Genomic DNA, 16,109 nt, shown 5'->3' on the forward strand with positions numbered 1-16,109 from the left:
CCCGAGACCCCGTACCGCTTGCGCGGTGCGGGGTCTCACGCGTTTCTCAGGCCCCGTTCAGAACCGGACCGCCCCACCGCTGCGTCACTTATGATCGAAAGGTCGCACTACAGGGGAAATGAGGCGATATGGCCGAGCACACGAAGGACCGCAGCCCGCGGCGCCGAGCGGTGCGGATCGCGCTGGTCACCCTGTCCGGCCTGCTGGTGGCGGGTGCGGCGCTCGGCGGTGTCGCCTACTGGAAGCTGAACGGGAACATCCACAGCGTCGACATCTCCGGGCAGCTCGGCAGCGCCCGGCCGCCCGCTTCCACCGGCGGCGCCTTCAACCTGCTGGTGCTCGGCTCCGACTCCCGCTCCGGCGCCAACGGCAACCTGGCCGGCGGTGACACCGGCGACACCGCCCGCTCGGACACCGCGATGGTGGTGCACGTCAACCAGTCGCACACCGCCGCCTCGGTGGTCTCGATACCGCGCGACACCCTGGTCGCCCGGCCCGCCTGCACCGGCACCGACGGCAAGCCGGTCGCCGCCGCGCGCAGCGCGATGTTCAACTCGGCCTTCGAGGTCGGCGGCCCGGCCTGTGCGGTGAGGACCACCGAGCAGCTCACCGGGATGCGGATGGACCACTTCGTCGAGGTCGACTTCACCGGCTTCGCCTCGCTGATCGACGCGATAGGGGGCGTCGACGTCACCACCACCGTCCCGATCAGTGACAAGGACAGCGGACTGCAGCTGGCCGCCGGCAGCCACCACCTGGGCGGGCAGCAGGCGCTCGCCTTCGTGCGCACCCGGCACGGCGTCGGCGACGGCAGCGACCTGGGCCGGATCGAGCTGCAGAAGGAGATGGTCAAGGCGATGCTCGCCCGGATCGGCTCGATGGGCCTGACCTCGAACCCGGTGGCGATGTGGAACCTCGGCAACAAGCTGACCAGCGCGCTGACCACCGACTCCGACCTGGCCTCGGTGAACTCGCTGGTGGGCCTGGCGCAGACGCTGAAGCGGATCGGCCCGGACCAGCTCACCATGGTCACCCTGCCGGTGGCCTACGCCCCCAGCGACCCCAACCGGGTGGTCCCCAGGAAGCCCGACGCCGACCAGCTGTGGGCCGCGCTGCGCGCCGACCAGGCGGTGCCGCAGGCGGTGGTCTCCGCCCAGCCCACCAACCCCGCACAGGTCGACCCGTCCGCGTCCGCCGCGGCGAGTGCGTGGGCGAGCACCGGCGCGAGTCCGAGCGCGAGTCCGACCGCGAGTCCGACCGTGCGGACGGGCACGGTGGCCGGGGCGGCGGAATAGCGGGATCCGCCTCCCGGTTTGGGAAGATGCGGGCAGTGCTGGCACACTGGTCCGTCGGTCCCGGTTCACGAGCGGCTGTCCGGCCGCCGACCCGGTGCCCTCCCGAACATCTAGGAGAATCCCTTGAAGCCCAACGTTCACCCGGAGTACGTGCTCACCAAGGTGACCTGCACCTGTGGCAACGAGTTCACCACTCGTTCCACCGAGACCAGCGGCGAGATCCGCGCCGAGGTCTGCTCGAACTGCCACCCCTTCTACACCGGCAAGCAGAAGATTCTGGACACCGGTGGCCGCGTGGCGCGCTTCGAGGCCCGCTTCGGCAAGAAGCTCTCCGGCAACAAGGCCTAGCGCTTCCACGGCGCCGGTCTCGGGTGCCTCCGTGTCGGTTCACGGGGGCGTCCGGGCCGGCGCCGTTCGCGTCTCTCCCCGTTCTCCCGCCACGGCACCGCGGCACTCTCACGGAAGTAGGACCAACCGATGTTCGAGGCAGTCGAAGAGCTCCTCGTCGAGCACGCCGACCTCGAGAAGAGGCTGGCCGACCCGTCCGTGCACGCCGATCAGGCGAACGCCCGCAAGCTGGCCAAGCGGTACGCCGAGCTGACCCCGATCACCCGGACCTACCTGGCCTGGAAGCAGGCCGGCGAGGACATCGTCGCCGCGCGCGAACTGGCCGCCGAGGACCCGGAGTTCATCGCCGAGGCGAAGGAGTCGGAGGCCCGCCGGGAGGAGCTGACCGAGGAACTGCGGCTGCTGCTGGTGCCGCGCGACCCCAATGACGACAAGGACGTCATCCTGGAGGTCAAGGCCGGCGAGGGCGGCGAGGAGTCCGCGCTGTTCGCCGGCGACCTGCTGCGGATGTACCTGCGGTACGCCGAGCGGCTGGGCTGGAAGACCGAGATCATCGACGCCAACGAGTCCGACCTCGGCGGCTACAAGGACGTCTCGGTGGCCGTGAAGACCAAGGGGAACGCCGAGCCCGGCCACGGCGTCTGGGCGCAGCTGAAGTACGAGGGCGGCGTGCACCGCGTGCAGCGGGTGCCCGCGACCGAGTCGCAGGGCCGCATCCACACCTCCGCCGCGGGCGTGCTGGTCACCCCGGAGGCCGAGGAGGTCGAGGTGGAGATCCACGCCAACGACCTGCGGATCGACGTCTACCGGTCCTCCGGCCCCGGCGGCCAGTCGGTCAACACCACCGACTCCGCGGTCCGGATCACCCACCTGCCGACCGGTATCGTGGCGTCCTGCCAGAACGAGAAGAGCCAGCTGCAGAACAAGGAGCAGGCGATGCGCATCCTGCGTTCGCGGCTGCTGGCCGCCGCGCAGGAGGAGGCCGAGCGGGAGGCGTCCGACGCCCGCCGCAGCCAGGTGCGCACCGTGGACCGCTCCGAGCGCATCCGGACCTACAACTTCCCGGAGAACCGCATCTCCGACCACCGCACCGGCTTCAAGTCCTACAACCTGGACCAGGTGCTGGACGGCGAGCTGAACGCGGTGATCCAGTCCTGTGTGGACGCCGACGCCGCGGCCAAGCTGGCCGCCGCGCAGGAGAACTGAGCCTAGGGTCTGTCTGACGACACCCGCCGGGCGGTCGCCGCCGGAGCACGCGCCTCGCCGGCTTGTCGTCAGTCACCTATGCTCCGCATGGATTCTCCCCCAGCCTTCGGCCGGGAGGGACCCCCATCCTCCGCACCGCCGATGCACGCACTCCAACGACGCCCGCTATCCGACGGGAGTCGTCAGACAGACCCTTAAGGGGCCCGTGGGATGAACCTGCTGCTCGCCGAGGTGGCCCAGGCCACCCAGCGCCTGGCCGCGGCCGGCGTGCCCTCGCCGCGCTTCGACGCGGAGGAGCTGGCGGCGTACATCCACGGCGTGAAGCGCAGCCAGCTGCACACCGTGCCGGACGGCGACTTCGACGCGCGCTACTGGGAGGCGATCTCCCGGCGCGAGCAGCGCGAGCCGCTGCAGCACATCACCGGGCGGGCGTTCTTCCGCTACCTGGAACTCGAGGTCGGCCCCGGGGTGTTCGTGCCCCGGCCGGAGACCGAGTCGGTGGTGGAGTGGGCGATAGACGCGGTCCGGGCGATGGATGTCGCGGAGCCGCTGGTGGTCGACCTGTGCACCGGCTCCGGGGCGATCGCGCTGGCCCTCGCGCAGGAGCTGCCGCGCTCGACCGTGCACGCCTTCGAACTCGACGAGGGCGCCCTGCGCTACACCCGCCGCAACGTCGAGGCCAGCCCCGACCGGGCCCGGGTGCACCTGCACCAGGGCGACGCCACCCGGGCCTTCGCGGACGAGCGCGGCTGGGACGGCCGCTTCGACCTGGTGATCAGCAACCCGCCGTACATCCCGCTCACAGAGTGGGAGTACGTGGCGCCCGAGGCCCGCGACCACGACCCGCAGATGTCGCTGTTCTCCGGCGAGGACGGGCTGGACACCATCCGCGGCATCGAGCGGGTGGCCGCCCGGCTGCTGCGCCCCGGCGGCGCGGTGGTGATCGAGCACGCGGACACCCAGGGCGGCCAGGTGCCGTGGATCTTCCGCGAGGAAGCCGGCTGGACGGACGCCGCGGACCACCGGGACCTGAACAACCGCCCGCGTTTCACGACGGCCCGCAGGGCGTCGCTGTGAACGTCGGGGACCGCAGCACGGCGCGCCGGGCTTCACTGTGACCACCGGCGCCGTACCGAGCAGCGCGGTGACCAGCTGCGCTGAGATGACCAAAGCCACCGGAAGGGGATTGCACCGATGAGCCGCCGATACGACTGCTCCGATGCCCAGGACCGTGCCAGCGGCCTGCGTGAGGCCGCCTCGTCGATCCGCCGCGGCGAGCTGGTGGTGCTGCCGACCGACACCCTGTACGGGATCGGCGCGGACGCCTTCTCCCCGGAGGCGGTCGGAGCGCTGCTGGCGGCCAAGGGCCGCGGCCGCAACATGCCCTCGCCGGTGCTGGTCGGCTCGCCGACCACGCTGCACGGGCTGGTCACCGACTTCTCCGAGCAGGCCTGGGAGCTGGTGGACGCGTTCTGGCCGGGCGGTCTGACCCTGGTGGCCCGTCACCAGCCGTCGCTGCGCTGGGACCTGGGCGAGACCCGGGGCACCGTCGCGGTCCGGATGCCGCTGCACCCGGTCGCCCTGGAGCTGCTGAACGCCACCGGCCCGCTCGCGGTCTCCTCCGCGAACAAGACCGGCGGCCCCTCGCCGGCCACCTGCGACGAGGCCGAGGCGCAGCTCGGCGACGCGGTGTCGATCTACCTCGACGGCGGGACGGCCGACCACGCCACGGCCTCGACCATCGTCGACGTCACCGGCAAGGTGCCGGTGGTGCTGCGGGCGGGCGCGATCAGCGTCGAGCAGCTGAGGGAGGTCGCTCCGGACGTCGAGGCCGGCAGTTGACCGCGCCTCCGTTGTACGGGGCGGGCGGCGGCCTGGCGGCGTACCCGCAGCCGCTGCCGCTGGACACCTTCCGCATCCTGTTCGTCTGCACGGGCAACATCTGCCGCTCGCCGATCGCCGAGCGGCTCGCCCGGCTGGAGCTGGACTCCCGGCTGGGGGACCGGGTCGGCCGGCGGATCGTGGTGGAGAGCGCCGGGACCTGGGGCCACGAGGGCGCGCCGATGGAGGCGCACGCCGCGACCGTGCTCGGCGAGTACGGCGCGGACAGCGCGCACTTCTCCGGCCGGGAGCTGCTGGACGAGCACGTGATCGACGCCGACCTGGTGCTGACCGCGACCCTGGACCACCGGGCGCAGGTGATCTCCATGGGGCACTCGGCGGGGCTGCGCACCTTCACGCTCAAGGAGTTCACCCGGCTGGTGCAGCGGGTCGACCCGCGCACCCTGCCGGACCCCCGGGACGGCGCTCGGCTGACCGAGCGCGCCCGCGCACTGGTCCGGGCGGCCGCCGCCCTGCGCGGCTGGCTGCTGGCCGCGTCGCCCGAGTCGGACGAGCTGCGGGACCCGTACGGCGCCCCGATCGGCATGTTCCGGGACTGCGGCGAGGAGATATTCGGCGCGCTGGACCCGGTGGTGACCGCACTGACCGGTGTGAAGCGGTGACTTGAGCGTCCTCCACTAAAGTTCTGGTGGAGAATTCGTGAAGGCCGGGTGCGCAGGACGTGGAGGCGACCGGAACGGACTAGGCCCGCGTGTGCGGGCGGGCCCGGGCGGGACCTGGGACCTACGCTGGAGGAATCTCAGCCCCCCACCGGCCTCCGGCCCGCCGCCGGGGGAACTCCAGCCCGGGAGCCGCACCATGACGGTCGCCGATGCCCAAGAGACCCACTGGGAGGCCGCCGAGGCCCTGCGCGCGGCGGACCCGCTGATCGCCGACCTGCTCACCGCCGAGGCCGAGCGCCGCGCCGACAGCCTGCAACTGCTCGCCGGGGAGAACCTGGCCACCGACGCCGTGCTGGCCGCGCTGGCCGGCCCGCTGGTCGACAAGTACGCCGAGGGCTACCCGGGCCGCCGCCACCACACCGGCTGCGCGCCCGCCGACACGGTGGAGCTGCTGGCGGTCGACCGGGCCCGCGAACTGTTCGCCGCCCCGCACGCCAACGTCCAACCCCGGTCCGGGACTTCGGCGATGCTGGCGGCCTACGCGGCGCTGCTGCGGCCGGGCGACGCGGTGCTCGCGATGTCGCTGGAGCACGGCGGCCATCTGAGCGCCGGCTCGCGCGCCAACTTCTCCGGCCGCTGGTTCCAGTTCATCGGCTACGGGGTGCGCGAGGAGGACGGCCGGATCGACCTGGAGCAGGTCCGCCGGCTCGCCCACGAGCACCGCCCGAAGGCGATCGTGGCGGGCGGCATCTCCTACCCGCGGCACGTCGACTGGGCGGCCTTCCGGCGGATCGCCGACGAGGTGGACGCCTACCTGATCGCCGCCGCCGCGCAGACCGCAGGGCTCGTCGCGGCCGGCGCCGCGCCCTCCCCGGTGCCGTACGCCGACGTCACCGTCGCCGCCACCCACAAGCTGCTGCGCGGGCCGCGCGGCGGGCTGCTGCTGTGCACCGCGGAGCTGGCCGACCGGATCGACCGGGCGGTGTTCCCGTTCACCCAGGGCGGGGCGGCGATGAACGAGGTGGCCGCCAAGGCGGTGGCGCTGGCCCAGGCCGCCACCCCCGGCTACACCGCCTACATCCGGCGGGCGGTCTCCGGCGCCCGGGCGATGGCCGCCGAACTGGCCGCTGCCGGGGCCCAGCCGCTCACCGGCGGCACCGACACCCACCTGGTCACCGCCGACCTGAGCGGACTGCGGCTGACCGGCGTGGAGGCCGAACGCCGATGCGCCGCCGCCGGGTTGATGCTCGGCCGGTGCGCGGTCCCGTACGACCCGGCGCCGCCCACCGAGACCTCCGGGATCCGGGTCGGCACCGGGGCCTGCGCCGCCCAGGGGATGGGGGAGGAGGAGCTGACCGAGGTCGGCCGACTGCTCGGCCGGGTGCTCGCCGGGGAGCCGGTGGAGCAGGTCAGGGCCCGGGTGCGGGAGCTCGCGCGGGCGTTCGCCGGGCGCCGCTGAGCGGTTCGCGCCCGCGGAGGCGAACCGCGATGCGGGGACACGGCGTCGGAGTCAATAAGGTGTGCACCGTGGTGACGCACCTCGAACCCCCAACCAGCGCCGGAGTACGCTGCGTACTCGACCGTCGGACCGTGACCCTGGAGGCCAGTGGTGCGTGAGTATCTGCTGGTCCTGTTCGTCTCGGCGGCGGTGACCTACCTGCTGGTCAGCCCGGTCCGGAAGTTCGCCATCGCGGCCGGCGCGATGCCCGCCGTACGGGCGCGCGACGTGCACCGCGAGCCGACTCCGCGGCTGGGCGGCATCGCGATGTTCGGCGGCCTGCTGGCCGGCCTGCTCGCGGCCTCCCAACTCACCAACCTGGGACGGCTGTTCGTCCAGAGCGCGGACGTCAAGGCGCTGCTCTCCGGGGCCGGGATCATGTTCGTGCTGGGCGTCCTGGACGACAAGTGGGGCGTGGACGCGCTGGTGAAGCTCGGCGGGCAGATGATCGCCGCCGGCGTGATGGTCTGGCAGGGCGTCACGGTGATCTCCATCCCGGTGCCCGGCTACGGCCCGGTCGCGGTCACCCCCACCCAGGGCATGATCATCTCGGTCACGCTGGTGGTCGTGATGGTCAACGCGGTGAACTTCATCGACGGCCTGGACGGCCTGGCCGCCGGCATGGTCTGCATCGCCGCGATGGCCTTCTTCCTGTACTCCTACCGGCTGTGGCTCGGGTACGGGGTCAACGACGCCGCGCCCGCCGCGCTGTTCAGCGCGGTGCTGATCGGGATGTGCCTGGGCTTCCTGCCGCACAACCTGCACCCCGCGCGGATCTTCATGGGCGACTCCGGCTCGATGATGCTCGGCCTGATGCTGGCGGTCGCCGCGATCTCCATCACCGGCCGCGTCGACCCCGACCTGATCAGCGCCCAGACCGGGTCCAAGACCCTCACCGTGCACGCCCTGGTGCCGATCTACATCCCGCTGATCCTGCCGCTGACCGTGATCGCGCTGCCGCTGGCCGACCTGCTGCTGGCCGTGGTGCGCCGCACCTGGGCCGGCAAGTCGCCGTTCGCGGCGGACAAGCAGCACCTGCACCACCGGCTGCTGGAGGTCGGGCACTCGCACAGCCGGGCCGTGCTGATCATGTACTTCTGGGCCGCGCTGATCGCCTTCGGCACGGTCGCGGTCTCGGTCACCAACACCGGCCGCACGGTGATCCTCACGATGGCCGGGCTCTGCCTGCTCGGCCTGGTGGTGCTGCTGGTGCCGCGGTTCCGGCCGCGCGCCCCGAAGGCCGTGCAGCCCTTCGTGCCGCCCCGTTACCGCACCGCCGACGGCTCGGTCGACGGCTCCGTCGAGGCGGCCCCGGTGGCGGCTCCGACGGCCCCGGTCGCGGCGGCCGCCGAGCAGCCGGCCCCGGCCGCGATGGCCGAGCTCTCGGCGAAGGACAAGGAGCTGCTGGGCCGACTCGGCACCGGCGCGAGCGCGGCCGGAACCCGGGGCCAGCGGCGCGGGTGACGCGGCGTCAACTCCGATTGGGCCGGGTGGAGTCGCCCGTTCGGCGGCACTCGTGGGCCGACGGTGTGACAGGTACCACACGTTCATGGTAAAGCTCTCATCAAATAGTTTGTGATACCGTTCACGAGTACCGAGAACGCGCCGAAAGACCTGACAGGTGGAGGACTTCCGTCCCTGGTCGGTCTCCCTCGACGGGCTCGCCGTCGAACGGCTGCCCGCGGTGCTTCGCTCGTCCAGTACCTGTGTTCCTCGTTCGTCCCCCTGTCACCGACATGCCGCCGGAGCTGCCGACATGCCGTCCCACGACGCCCGGATCCTCCGTGGCGCCGCAATTCCCACTGCGGCCGCCGGAGTTGTCGCCATGGCGATCTCCTTCGGGGTTGCCCAGGGGAAGGGGTTGCTCGGCGCCCTGCTCGCCACGGTGGTGGTGATCGGCTTCTTCGGCTTCGGCCAGGTCGCGCTCGACCGGCTGACCCGGAACAACCCGCAGATGCTGATGCCGGCCGCGCTGATGGTCTACACCACTCAGATCCTTGCGATCGGCGTGCTGCTGGCCGTGGCCAAACACCTCTCGTTCTTCGACCACAAGGTCTTCGGTTTCGCCCTGCTCGGCCTCGCGATCATCTGGACGGTGTTCCAGGTGCGGGGCTGGCTCAAGGTGAAGATGTACTACGTGGAACCCGACGGGAAGCCGAAATCGGGGCGTCAACCGTGAGCGGGGCGAGCTGTCCCCCGCGCGAGGGGGGCGGTGTTTATGCCCCTCCGACAGACTGCTATCGTCCGTCCCAACGGCGGAGTACGGGATGCGGCCAGGTCTCTCCGATGATCGGACGGATCGCCCCCCGGCTCCACGAAGCTTTCGAAGATCCCGCGGCAGGGATACGCGCCGCGCAGGGTCCGCGAGAAATCCAACTAGTTCCAGTGCCGCACCGTGGCCGCAGGCCACGCCGACACACCGAGGTCGCCGTAACCATGCGTCAGAACGAAGGAGTCTGTGGTGGGTGCTGACGTTGTCCAGCTCGCCTCCGAGGCCGGTTGCCACCTGAACTCCGGCTGCGGCTTCCCGGCCCCCGGCCTGAGCGAGTTCGACTTCAAGCCGATCTTCACGATCGGCAGCGTCGACTTCACCAAGCCGATGCTGCTGTCGATCATCTGCGCGCTCCTGGTGGTCGGCTTCTTCTGGGCCGCGTTCGCCAAGCCGAAGCTGCTCCCGGGCAAGCTCCAGCTGGTCGGCGAGATCGGGTACGACTTCGTGAAGCGGAGCATCGTGCTCGAGACGATCGGCAAGAAGGGCGAGAAGTACGTCCCGATGCTGGTCTCGATGTTCTTCTTCGTGTGGATCATGAACATCATGTCCATCATCCCGTTCGCCCAGTTCCCGGTGATGTCGCGCATCGCGTTCCCGGTCGGGCTGGCGGCGGTCGTGTGGGTCACCTACATGGGACTGACGTTCAAGAAGCACGGCTTCGTGGGCGGTCTGAAGAACCTGTGCTGGCCGTCGGGCATCCCGGGCTGGGTCATGTTCATCCTGGTGCCGATCGAGTTCTTCTCGAACATCTTCGTGCGCCCGTTCACCCTCGCGGTCCGAGCCTTCGCCAACATGTTCGCCGGTCACCTGCTGATCGTCGTCTTCTCGGTGGCCTCCTGGTACCTGCTGAGCCCGAGCATCGGCGCCCTGTACGGCTCGGTGTCCTTCGTGGTGGCGGTCGGCCTGACCGGCTTCGAGCTGCTGGTGCAGTTCCTGCAGGCGTACATCTTCGTGATGCTGGCCAGCAGCTACATCGCCGGTGCCCTGGAAGAGGCGCACTGAGCCCCGCGGCCCCGGCCGCGCCCCTGAACTCCCGGTGGCCAACACCCACCGGTAACCCATCCCCGCAAAGGATTAGCTGAGATGTCCGCTCTCGCCGCTGGTGTGTCCGGTTCCGTTGCTTCCATCGGCTACGGCCTCGCCGCGATCGGCCCCGGCATCGGTGTCGGTCTGATCTTCGGTAACGGCGTGCAGGCGATGGCCCGTCAGCCCGAGGCTGCCGGCCTGATCCGCTCCAACATGTTCATCGGCTTCGCCCTGACCGAGGCCCTCGCCCTCATCGGCATCGTCATGCCGTTCGTCTACGGCAAGTAAGCCAGACGAACCGGTAGTCCGATCCGACGAAAGGTTCTGACATGAACCCCCTGGTCAACATTGCGGCCGAGGAGCAGATGAACCCGCTCCTCCCCGCCTGGCCCGAGATCGTCATCGGCCTGCTCTGCTTCTTCATCGTCTTCGGCATCCTCGGCAAGAAGCTCCTCCCCAGCATCGAGAAGGTGCTGGGGGAGCGCCGTGACGCCATCGAAGGCGGCATGAAGCGCGCGGAGACTGCTCAGGCCGAGGCCCAGGCCCTGCTGGAGCAGTACCGCGCCGAGCTCGCCGAGGCGCGCCACGAGGCCGCTCGTATCACCGAGCACGCTCGCGAGCAGGGTGCCGCCCTGGTCGCCGAGATGCGCGAGGAGGGCCAGCGTCAGCGCGAGGCCATCGTCGCCGCCGGCCACGCCCAGATCGAGGCCGACAAGAAGCAGGCGAGCGCCGCGCTGCGCCAGGACGTGGGCTCGCTCGCTTCCCAGCTGGCGTCCCGCATCGTGGGTGAGTCCCTGGAGGACCACGCCCGCCAGAGCGGTGTCATCGACCGCTTCCTGGAGGAGCTGGAGTCCAAGGCCGCCGTTGCCCAGGGCGCTGCCAAGTGATCGGCGCGAGCCGTGAGGCACTGGCTGCCGGCCGCGACAACCTCGAGAGCCTGACCGACAACACTTCGGTGGACGCGGCCAAGCTCGCCGAGGAACTCGCCGCCGTCACCGCGCTGCTGGACCGCGAGGTCTCGCTGCGCCGACTCCTGACCGACCCGTCCCGGTCCGGTCAGGACAAGGCCCAGCTGGTCGGCTCGCTGCTGGCCGGTCAGGTCTCCGGCGAGACGGTCGACCTGGTCTCCGGCCTGGTCCGCTCCCGCTGGTCGGGCCCGCGCGACCTGGTGGACGCGGTCGAGGAGCTCGCCGCCTACGCCGAGGTCATCGCCGCGGACAAGGCCGGCGCGCTGGACGACCTGGAGGACGAGCTGTTCCGGTTCGGCCGGGTGGTGCAGGGCTCGCACGAGCTGCGCTCCGGGCTGACCGAGCCGAAGGCCGACGCCGCCGCCAAGGCCGGGCTGGTGCGCAAGCTGCTCGGCGGCCGCGCCAACGCCGGCACCGTCCGACTGGTCACCAGCCTGGTGACCAACCCGCGTGGCCGTAGCCTGGAGGGTGGCCTGGAGTCCTACTCCAAGCTCGCCGCCTCCCGGCGGGGCCGTGTGGTGGCCCTGGTCACCAGCGCGGTGCCGCTGTCGGACCGCCAGAAGGAGCGGCTGTCCGCCGCCCTGGCCGGTGTCTACGGCCGGCAGGTGCACCTGAACATCGACGTCGACCCCGAGGTCGTCGGCGGTATCCGGGTGCAGATCGGCGACGAGGTCATCGACGGCACGGTCGCGACCCGCCTGGAAGGCGCGCGCCAGGGCCTCGAAGGCTGAGCACGAGCACTATCCGACCCTCGGTCGGGCGTCGGTCCACACCGGGTGGGCCGGCAAAACGTACGGCCGGTTCACTCGACCCGGCCGAGAGTCGAGCACTTGCGGCCCTCAATGGCGGGCCGAGGATCGCAAACTAGGAGAGCAGGGAAGCCTGATGGCGGAGCTTACGATCCGTCCGGAGGAGATCCGGGACGCGCTGGCCGACTTTGTCCAGTCGTACCAGCCGGACGCGGCCTCGCGTGAAGAGGTCGGCACGGTCACCGAGGCCATGGACGGTATCGCCAAGGTCGAGGGTCTGCCCTCGGTCATGGCCAACGAACTGCTGAAGTTCGAGGACGGCACCCTCGGCCTCGCGCTGAACCTCGACACCCGCGAGATCGGTGTCGTCGTCCTCGGTGAGTTCTCGGGCATCGAGGAGGGCCAGACGGTGCAGCGCACCGGCGAGGTCCTCTCCGTCCCGGTCGGCGACGGCTACCTCGGCCGTGTCGTGGACCCGCTGGGCAACCCGATCGACGGCCTGGGCGAGATCGCCACCACCGGCCGCCGCGCGCTCGAGCTGCAGGCCCCCGGCGTCATGGTCCGCAAGTCGGTGCACGAGCCGATGCAGACCGGCATCAAGGCCATCGACGCGATGACCCCGATCGGCCGCGGCCAGCGCCAGCTGATCATCGGCGACCGCCAGACCGGCAAGACCGCGGTGGCGATCGACACGATCATCAACCAGCGCGACAACTGGCGCTCGGGCGACCCGAAGAAGCAGGTCCGCTGCATCTACGTCGCCGTGGGCCAGAAGGGCTCCACCATCGCGTCCGTCCGCGGCGCCCTGGCGGACGCCGGCGCGCTGGAGTACACCACCATCGTGGCTGCTCCCGCCTCCGACCCGGCCGGCTTCAAGTACCTCGCCCCGTACACCGGTTCGGCCATCGGCCAGGAGTGGATGTACGACGGCAAGCACGTGCTGATCGTCTTCGACGACCTGTCGAAGCAGGCCGAGGCCTACCGCTCCGTCTCCCTGCTGCTGCGCCGCCCGCCGGGCCGCGAGGCGTACCCGGGTGACGTCTTCTACCTGCACTCCCGCCTGCTGGAGCGCTGCGCCAAGCTCTCCGACGAGCTGGGCGCCGGCTCGATGACCGGTCTGCCGATCATCGAGACCAAGGCCAACGACGTCTCGGCGTACATCCCGACCAACGTCATCTCCATCACCGACGGCCAGTGCTTCCTGGAGTCCGACCTGTTCAACGCCGGCATCCGCCCGGCCGTGAACGTCGGTATCTCGGTCTCCCGCGTCGGTGGCTCCGCCCAGATCAAGGCCATGAAGTCGGTCGCCGGCCGCCTGCGCCTGGACCTGGCCCAGTACCGTGAGCTGGAGGCGTTCGCCGCCTTCGGTTCCGACCTGGACCCGGCCTCCAAGGCCCAGCTGGAGCGCGGTGCGCGCATGGTCGAGCTGCTGAAGCAGGGCCAGTACCAGCCGTTCCCGGTCGAGGAGCAGGTCGTCTCCATCTGGGCCGGCACCACCGGCAAGCTGGACGACGTCCCGGTCGCCGACATCCGCCGCTTCGAGCGCGAGTTCCTGGACCACCTGCGTCTGGAGCACAAGGGCATCCTGGCCGGCATCGTCGAGACCTCGAAGCTCGAGGACGGCACCATCGACGCGCTGACCGCGGCGATCTCCGCCTTCAAGCAGGGCTTCACCACGGCTGACGGCAAGCTGCTCTCCGAGCAGGCCTGAGTCCGGTAGCGAGGGAAAGGACGTAACGACCCATGGGAGCACAGCTTCGGGTCTACAAGCGCCGGATCCGCTCTGTCACCGCGACGAAGAAGATCACCAAGGCGATGGAGATGATCTCCGCGTCGCGCATCGTCAAGGCGCAGCGCGCGGTGGCCGCCTCCACTCCGTACGCCGATGAGCTCACCCGGGCGGTGACGGCGGTGGCCACCCGGTCCAACGCCAAGCACCCGCTCACCACCGAGAACCCGCAGGCCGCCAAGGCCGCAGTGCTGCTGATCACGGCGGACCGCGGTCTGGCCGGCGGTTACTCGACCAACGCCATCAAGCAGGCGCTCGCGCTCAGCGCGAAGCTCCGCGAAGAGGGCAAGGACGTGGTGACGTTCATCGTCGGTCGCAAGGGCGTCTCGTACTACAACTTCCGTGACCTGGCGGTCGCGGGGTCGTACACGGGCTTCTCGGACAAGCCGACCTACGGGGACGCCAAGGCCGTCGCGGCCGAGCTGATCGAGGCCTTCACGGCCGAGACCGGCGGCGTGGACGAGCTGCACCTGGTGTCGACGAAGTTCGAGTCGATGCTGACGCAGACCGCCGTGGACGCCCGACTGCTGCCGCTGAAGCTGGACGAGGTCCAGCTCAGCGACGAGTCGAAGGCCAAGAACGAGATCTTCCCGCTCTACGACTTCGAACCGTCGGCGGAGGGCGTGCTGGACGCGCTGCTGCCGCGGTACGTGGAGAGCCGGATCTACAACGCGCTGCTGCAGTCGGCCGCTTCCGAGCACGCCGCCCGCCGCCGCGCGATGAAGAGCGCGACGGACAATGCCGGCGAGCTCATCAAGTCGCTCACGCGGCTTGCCAACTCGGCCCGTCAGGCCGAGATCACCCAGGAAATCAGCGAGATCGTCGGCGGTGCCAACGCGCTCGCAGACGCTAGCCGCGGGAGCGAATGAGAATGACCACCACTGTTGAGCCGACCACGGCGACGGGCCGCGTCGCGCGGGTCATCGGCCCGGTCGTCGACGTGGAGTTCCCCGTCGACGCGATTCCGGACATGTTCAACGCCCTGCACGTCGAGGTGGACAACCCCGACGGCACGGGCAAGAAGACCCTGACCCTCGAGGTTGCCCAGCACCTCGGCGACGGCCTGGTCCGCGGCATCTCGATGCAGCCGACCGACGGCCTGGTCCGCGGCGCGACCGTGACCGACCTCGGCGAGGCCATCTCCGTCCCCGTCGGCCAGATCACCAAGGGCAAGGTCTTCAACGCCCTCGGTGAGGTGCTGAACGTCGACAAGGCCGAGTTCGAGTCGCAGGTCGAGGTCCGCTGGCCGATCCACCGCAAGGCGCCGGAGTTCAAGGACCTCGAGTCGAAGACCGAGATGTTCGAGACCGGCATCAAGGTCATCGACCTGCTCACCCCGTACGTCACCGGTGGCAAGATCGGTCTGTTCGGTGGTGCCGGTGTCGGCAAGACCGTTCTGATCCAGGAGATGATCTACCGCGTCGCCGAGAACTTCGGTGGTGTGTCGGTCTTCGCCGGTGTCGGTGAGCGCACCCGTGAGGGCAACGACCTCATCCACGAGATGGTCGACTCGGGCGTTCTGGACAAGACCGCGCTGGTCTTCGGCCAGATGGACGAGCCGCCGGGCACCCGTCTGCGCGTCGCGCTCTCCGCGCTGACCATGGCGGAGTACTTCCGCGACGTCGAGAAGCAGGACGTGCTCCTCTTCATCGACAACATCTTCCGGTTCACCCAGGCCGGTTCCGAGGTGTCGACCCTGCTCGGCCGCATGCCCTCCGCGGTGGGCTACCAGCCGAACCTGGCCGACGAGATGGGCCTCCTGCAGGAGCGCATCACCTCGACCCGCGGTCACTCGATCACCTCGATGCAGGCGATCTACGTCCCCGCGGACGACCTGACCGACCCGGCGCCGGCCACCACCTTCGCCCACCTGGACGCGACCACCGTTCTGTCGCGCCCGATCTCGGAGAAGGGCATCTACCCGGCCGTCGACCCGCTGGACTCCACGTCCCGCATCCTCGACCCGCGGTACATCACGCAGCTCCACTACGACACGGCCGTCCGTATCAAGGGGATCCTGCAGAAGTACAAGGACCTGCAGGACATCATCGCGATCCTCGGTATCGACGAGCTGTCCGAGGACGACAAGATCACGGTGCACCGCGCCCGTCGCATCGAGCGCTTCCTCTCGCAGAACACCTACGTGGCGAAGCAGTTCACCGGTGTCGAGGGTTCGACCGTGCCGCTGTCGGAGACCATCGAGGCCTTCAACGCGATCGCGGACGGCAAGTACGACCACGTGCCGGAGCAGGCGTTCTTCATGTGCGGTGGCATCGAGGACCTCGAGCGCAACGCCGCCGAGCTGCTGAAGAAGTAGTCCTCGGCAACGTCCGATGAGGGGTGGTTCCCGGCTCTAGGGGGCCACCCCTCACGGCGCAGGATGGCTGTGATCCCGGTCATCTCCGTGCCCTTCGTTTCATTCCGGGGGCACGGGCCCGTTATTCTTACCGAAAC

The 16,109-nt window shown here is 70.2% G+C and carries 16 protein-coding genes; all 16 read left to right on the forward strand.

The annotated features are described in order from the left end of the window. Nucleotides 1–128: 128 nt before the first annotated feature. The 16 genes from ACWD4U_RS05065 (at nucleotide 129) to atpD (ending at nucleotide 15,972) form a co-directional block, all read left to right on the forward strand. A complete protein-coding gene (locus ACWD4U_RS05065) occupies nucleotides 129–1,295 on the forward strand; it encodes an LCP family protein (protein ID WP_363449923.1) in 1,167 nt (388 codons plus the stop codon). 123 nt (nucleotides 1,296–1,418) lie between these two features. Further along, entirely contained in the window at nucleotides 1,419–1,643 is a 225-nt protein-coding gene (rpmE, locus tag ACWD4U_RS05070; protein WP_363449921.1) for a 50S ribosomal protein L31, read from the forward strand. Nucleotides 1,644–1,772: 129 nt separating this feature from the next. After that, nucleotides 1,773–2,849, forward strand: coding sequence for a peptide chain release factor 1 (gene prfA / locus ACWD4U_RS05075; protein ID WP_363449919.1), 1,077 nt, complete (start codon nucleotides 1,773–1,775; stop codon nucleotides 2,847–2,849). Between the two features lie 210 nt (nucleotides 2,850–3,059). Beyond that, nucleotides 3,060–3,926: a peptide chain release factor N(5)-glutamine methyltransferase gene (gene prmC, locus ACWD4U_RS05080; RefSeq protein ID WP_363449917.1), complete on the forward strand. Its 867-nt coding sequence runs from the start codon at nucleotides 3,060–3,062 to the stop codon at nucleotides 3,924–3,926. A 117-nt stretch (nucleotides 3,927–4,043) separates the two neighbouring features. Further along, on the forward strand, nucleotides 4,044–4,691 hold the full coding sequence (locus ACWD4U_RS05085) for an L-threonylcarbamoyladenylate synthase (RefSeq protein WP_363449915.1): 648 nt from the start codon (nucleotides 4,044–4,046) through the stop codon (nucleotides 4,689–4,691). Further along, the gene (locus ACWD4U_RS05090) at nucleotides 4,688–5,353 is read left to right on the forward strand and encodes an arsenate reductase/protein-tyrosine-phosphatase family protein (protein ID WP_449787109.1); all 666 of its coding nucleotides are present in this window, start codon (nucleotides 4,688–4,690) and stop codon (nucleotides 5,351–5,353) included. Before ACWD4U_RS05085 ends, ACWD4U_RS05090 begins: the two co-directional genes overlap by 4 nt. Nucleotides 5,354–5,549: 196 nt before the next feature. Next, entirely contained in the window at nucleotides 5,550–6,812 is a 1,263-nt protein-coding gene (locus ACWD4U_RS05095; RefSeq protein WP_363449913.1) for a serine hydroxymethyltransferase, read from the forward strand. 150 nt (nucleotides 6,813–6,962) lie between these two features. Continuing rightward, a complete protein-coding gene (locus ACWD4U_RS05100; RefSeq protein WP_363449911.1) occupies nucleotides 6,963–8,315 on the forward strand; it encodes an MraY family glycosyltransferase in 1,353 nt (450 codons plus the stop codon). A 361-nt stretch (nucleotides 8,316–8,676) separates the two neighbouring features. Continuing rightward, the gene (locus ACWD4U_RS05105; protein ID WP_363449909.1) at nucleotides 8,677–9,030 is read left to right on the forward strand and encodes a hypothetical protein; all 354 of its coding nucleotides are present in this window, start codon (nucleotides 8,677–8,679) and stop codon (nucleotides 9,028–9,030) included. Between the two features lie 279 nt (nucleotides 9,031–9,309). Further along, nucleotides 9,310–10,125, forward strand: coding sequence for a F0F1 ATP synthase subunit A (atpB, locus tag ACWD4U_RS05110; RefSeq protein ID WP_363449907.1), 816 nt, complete (start codon nucleotides 9,310–9,312; stop codon nucleotides 10,123–10,125). A gap of 81 nt (nucleotides 10,126–10,206) precedes the next feature. Further along, nucleotides 10,207–10,437 carry an ATP synthase F0 subunit C gene (gene atpE / locus ACWD4U_RS05115; RefSeq protein ID WP_363449905.1) on the forward strand — a complete coding sequence of 77 codons (231 nt, stop codon included), beginning with the start codon at nucleotides 10,207–10,209 and terminating at the stop codon, nucleotides 10,435–10,437. A 41-nt stretch (nucleotides 10,438–10,478) separates the two neighbouring features. Further along, on the forward strand, nucleotides 10,479–11,036 hold the full coding sequence (locus ACWD4U_RS05120; protein ID WP_363449903.1) for a F0F1 ATP synthase subunit B: 558 nt from the start codon (nucleotides 10,479–10,481) through the stop codon (nucleotides 11,034–11,036). Further along, on the forward strand, nucleotides 11,033–11,848 hold the full coding sequence (locus ACWD4U_RS05125; RefSeq protein ID WP_363449901.1) for a F0F1 ATP synthase subunit delta: 816 nt from the start codon (nucleotides 11,033–11,035) through the stop codon (nucleotides 11,846–11,848). The genes ACWD4U_RS05120 and ACWD4U_RS05125 overlap by 4 nt, the downstream gene beginning before the upstream one ends. 154 nt (nucleotides 11,849–12,002) lie before the next feature. Next, nucleotides 12,003–13,577, forward strand: a complete 1,575-nt coding sequence (gene atpA / locus ACWD4U_RS05130; RefSeq protein ID WP_363449900.1) for a F0F1 ATP synthase subunit alpha — start codon at nucleotides 12,003–12,005, stop codon at nucleotides 13,575–13,577. 32 nt (nucleotides 13,578–13,609) lie between these two features. Next, on the forward strand, nucleotides 13,610–14,524 hold the full coding sequence (locus tag ACWD4U_RS05135) for a F0F1 ATP synthase subunit gamma (RefSeq protein ID WP_363449898.1): 915 nt from the start codon (nucleotides 13,610–13,612) through the stop codon (nucleotides 14,522–14,524). A gap of 2 nt (nucleotides 14,525–14,526) precedes the next feature. Further along, nucleotides 14,527–15,972, forward strand: a complete 1,446-nt coding sequence (atpD, locus tag ACWD4U_RS05140) for a F0F1 ATP synthase subunit beta (protein ID WP_363449896.1) — start codon at nucleotides 14,527–14,529, stop codon at nucleotides 15,970–15,972. Nucleotides 15,973–16,109 lie beyond the last annotated feature (137 nt).

It is taken from the genome of Kitasatospora sp. NPDC002522 (assembly GCF_053595195.1).

Excerpts from the sequence above, each read along its gene's own strand:
- ACWD4U_RS05065 (WP_363449923.1), top strand. The coding sequence starts at position 129 with ATGGCCGAGCACACGAAGGACCGCAGCCCGCGGCGCCGAGCGGTGCGG.
- prfA (WP_363449919.1), top strand. The coding sequence starts at position 1,773 with ATGTTCGAGGCAGTCGAAGAGCTCCTCGTCGAGCACGCCGACCTCGAG.
- prmC (WP_363449917.1), top strand. The coding sequence starts at position 3,060 with ATGAACCTGCTGCTCGCCGAGGTGGCCCAGGCCACCCAGCGCCTGGCC.
- ACWD4U_RS05085 (WP_363449915.1), top strand. The coding sequence starts at position 4,044 with ATGAGCCGCCGATACGACTGCTCCGATGCCCAGGACCGTGCCAGCGGC.
- ACWD4U_RS05095 (WP_363449913.1), top strand. The coding sequence starts at position 5,550 with ATGACGGTCGCCGATGCCCAAGAGACCCACTGGGAGGCCGCCGAGGCC.
- ACWD4U_RS05105 (WP_363449909.1), top strand. The coding sequence starts at position 8,677 with ATGGCGATCTCCTTCGGGGTTGCCCAGGGGAAGGGGTTGCTCGGCGCC.
- atpE (WP_363449905.1), top strand. The coding sequence starts at position 10,207 with ATGTCCGCTCTCGCCGCTGGTGTGTCCGGTTCCGTTGCTTCCATCGGC.
- ACWD4U_RS05120 (WP_363449903.1), top strand. The coding sequence starts at position 10,479 with ATGAACCCCCTGGTCAACATTGCGGCCGAGGAGCAGATGAACCCGCTC.
- atpA (WP_363449900.1), top strand. The coding sequence starts at position 12,003 with ATGGCGGAGCTTACGATCCGTCCGGAGGAGATCCGGGACGCGCTGGCC.
- ACWD4U_RS05135 (WP_363449898.1), top strand. The coding sequence starts at position 13,610 with ATGGGAGCACAGCTTCGGGTCTACAAGCGCCGGATCCGCTCTGTCACC.
- atpD (WP_363449896.1), top strand. The coding sequence starts at position 14,527 with ATGACCACCACTGTTGAGCCGACCACGGCGACGGGCCGCGTCGCGCGG.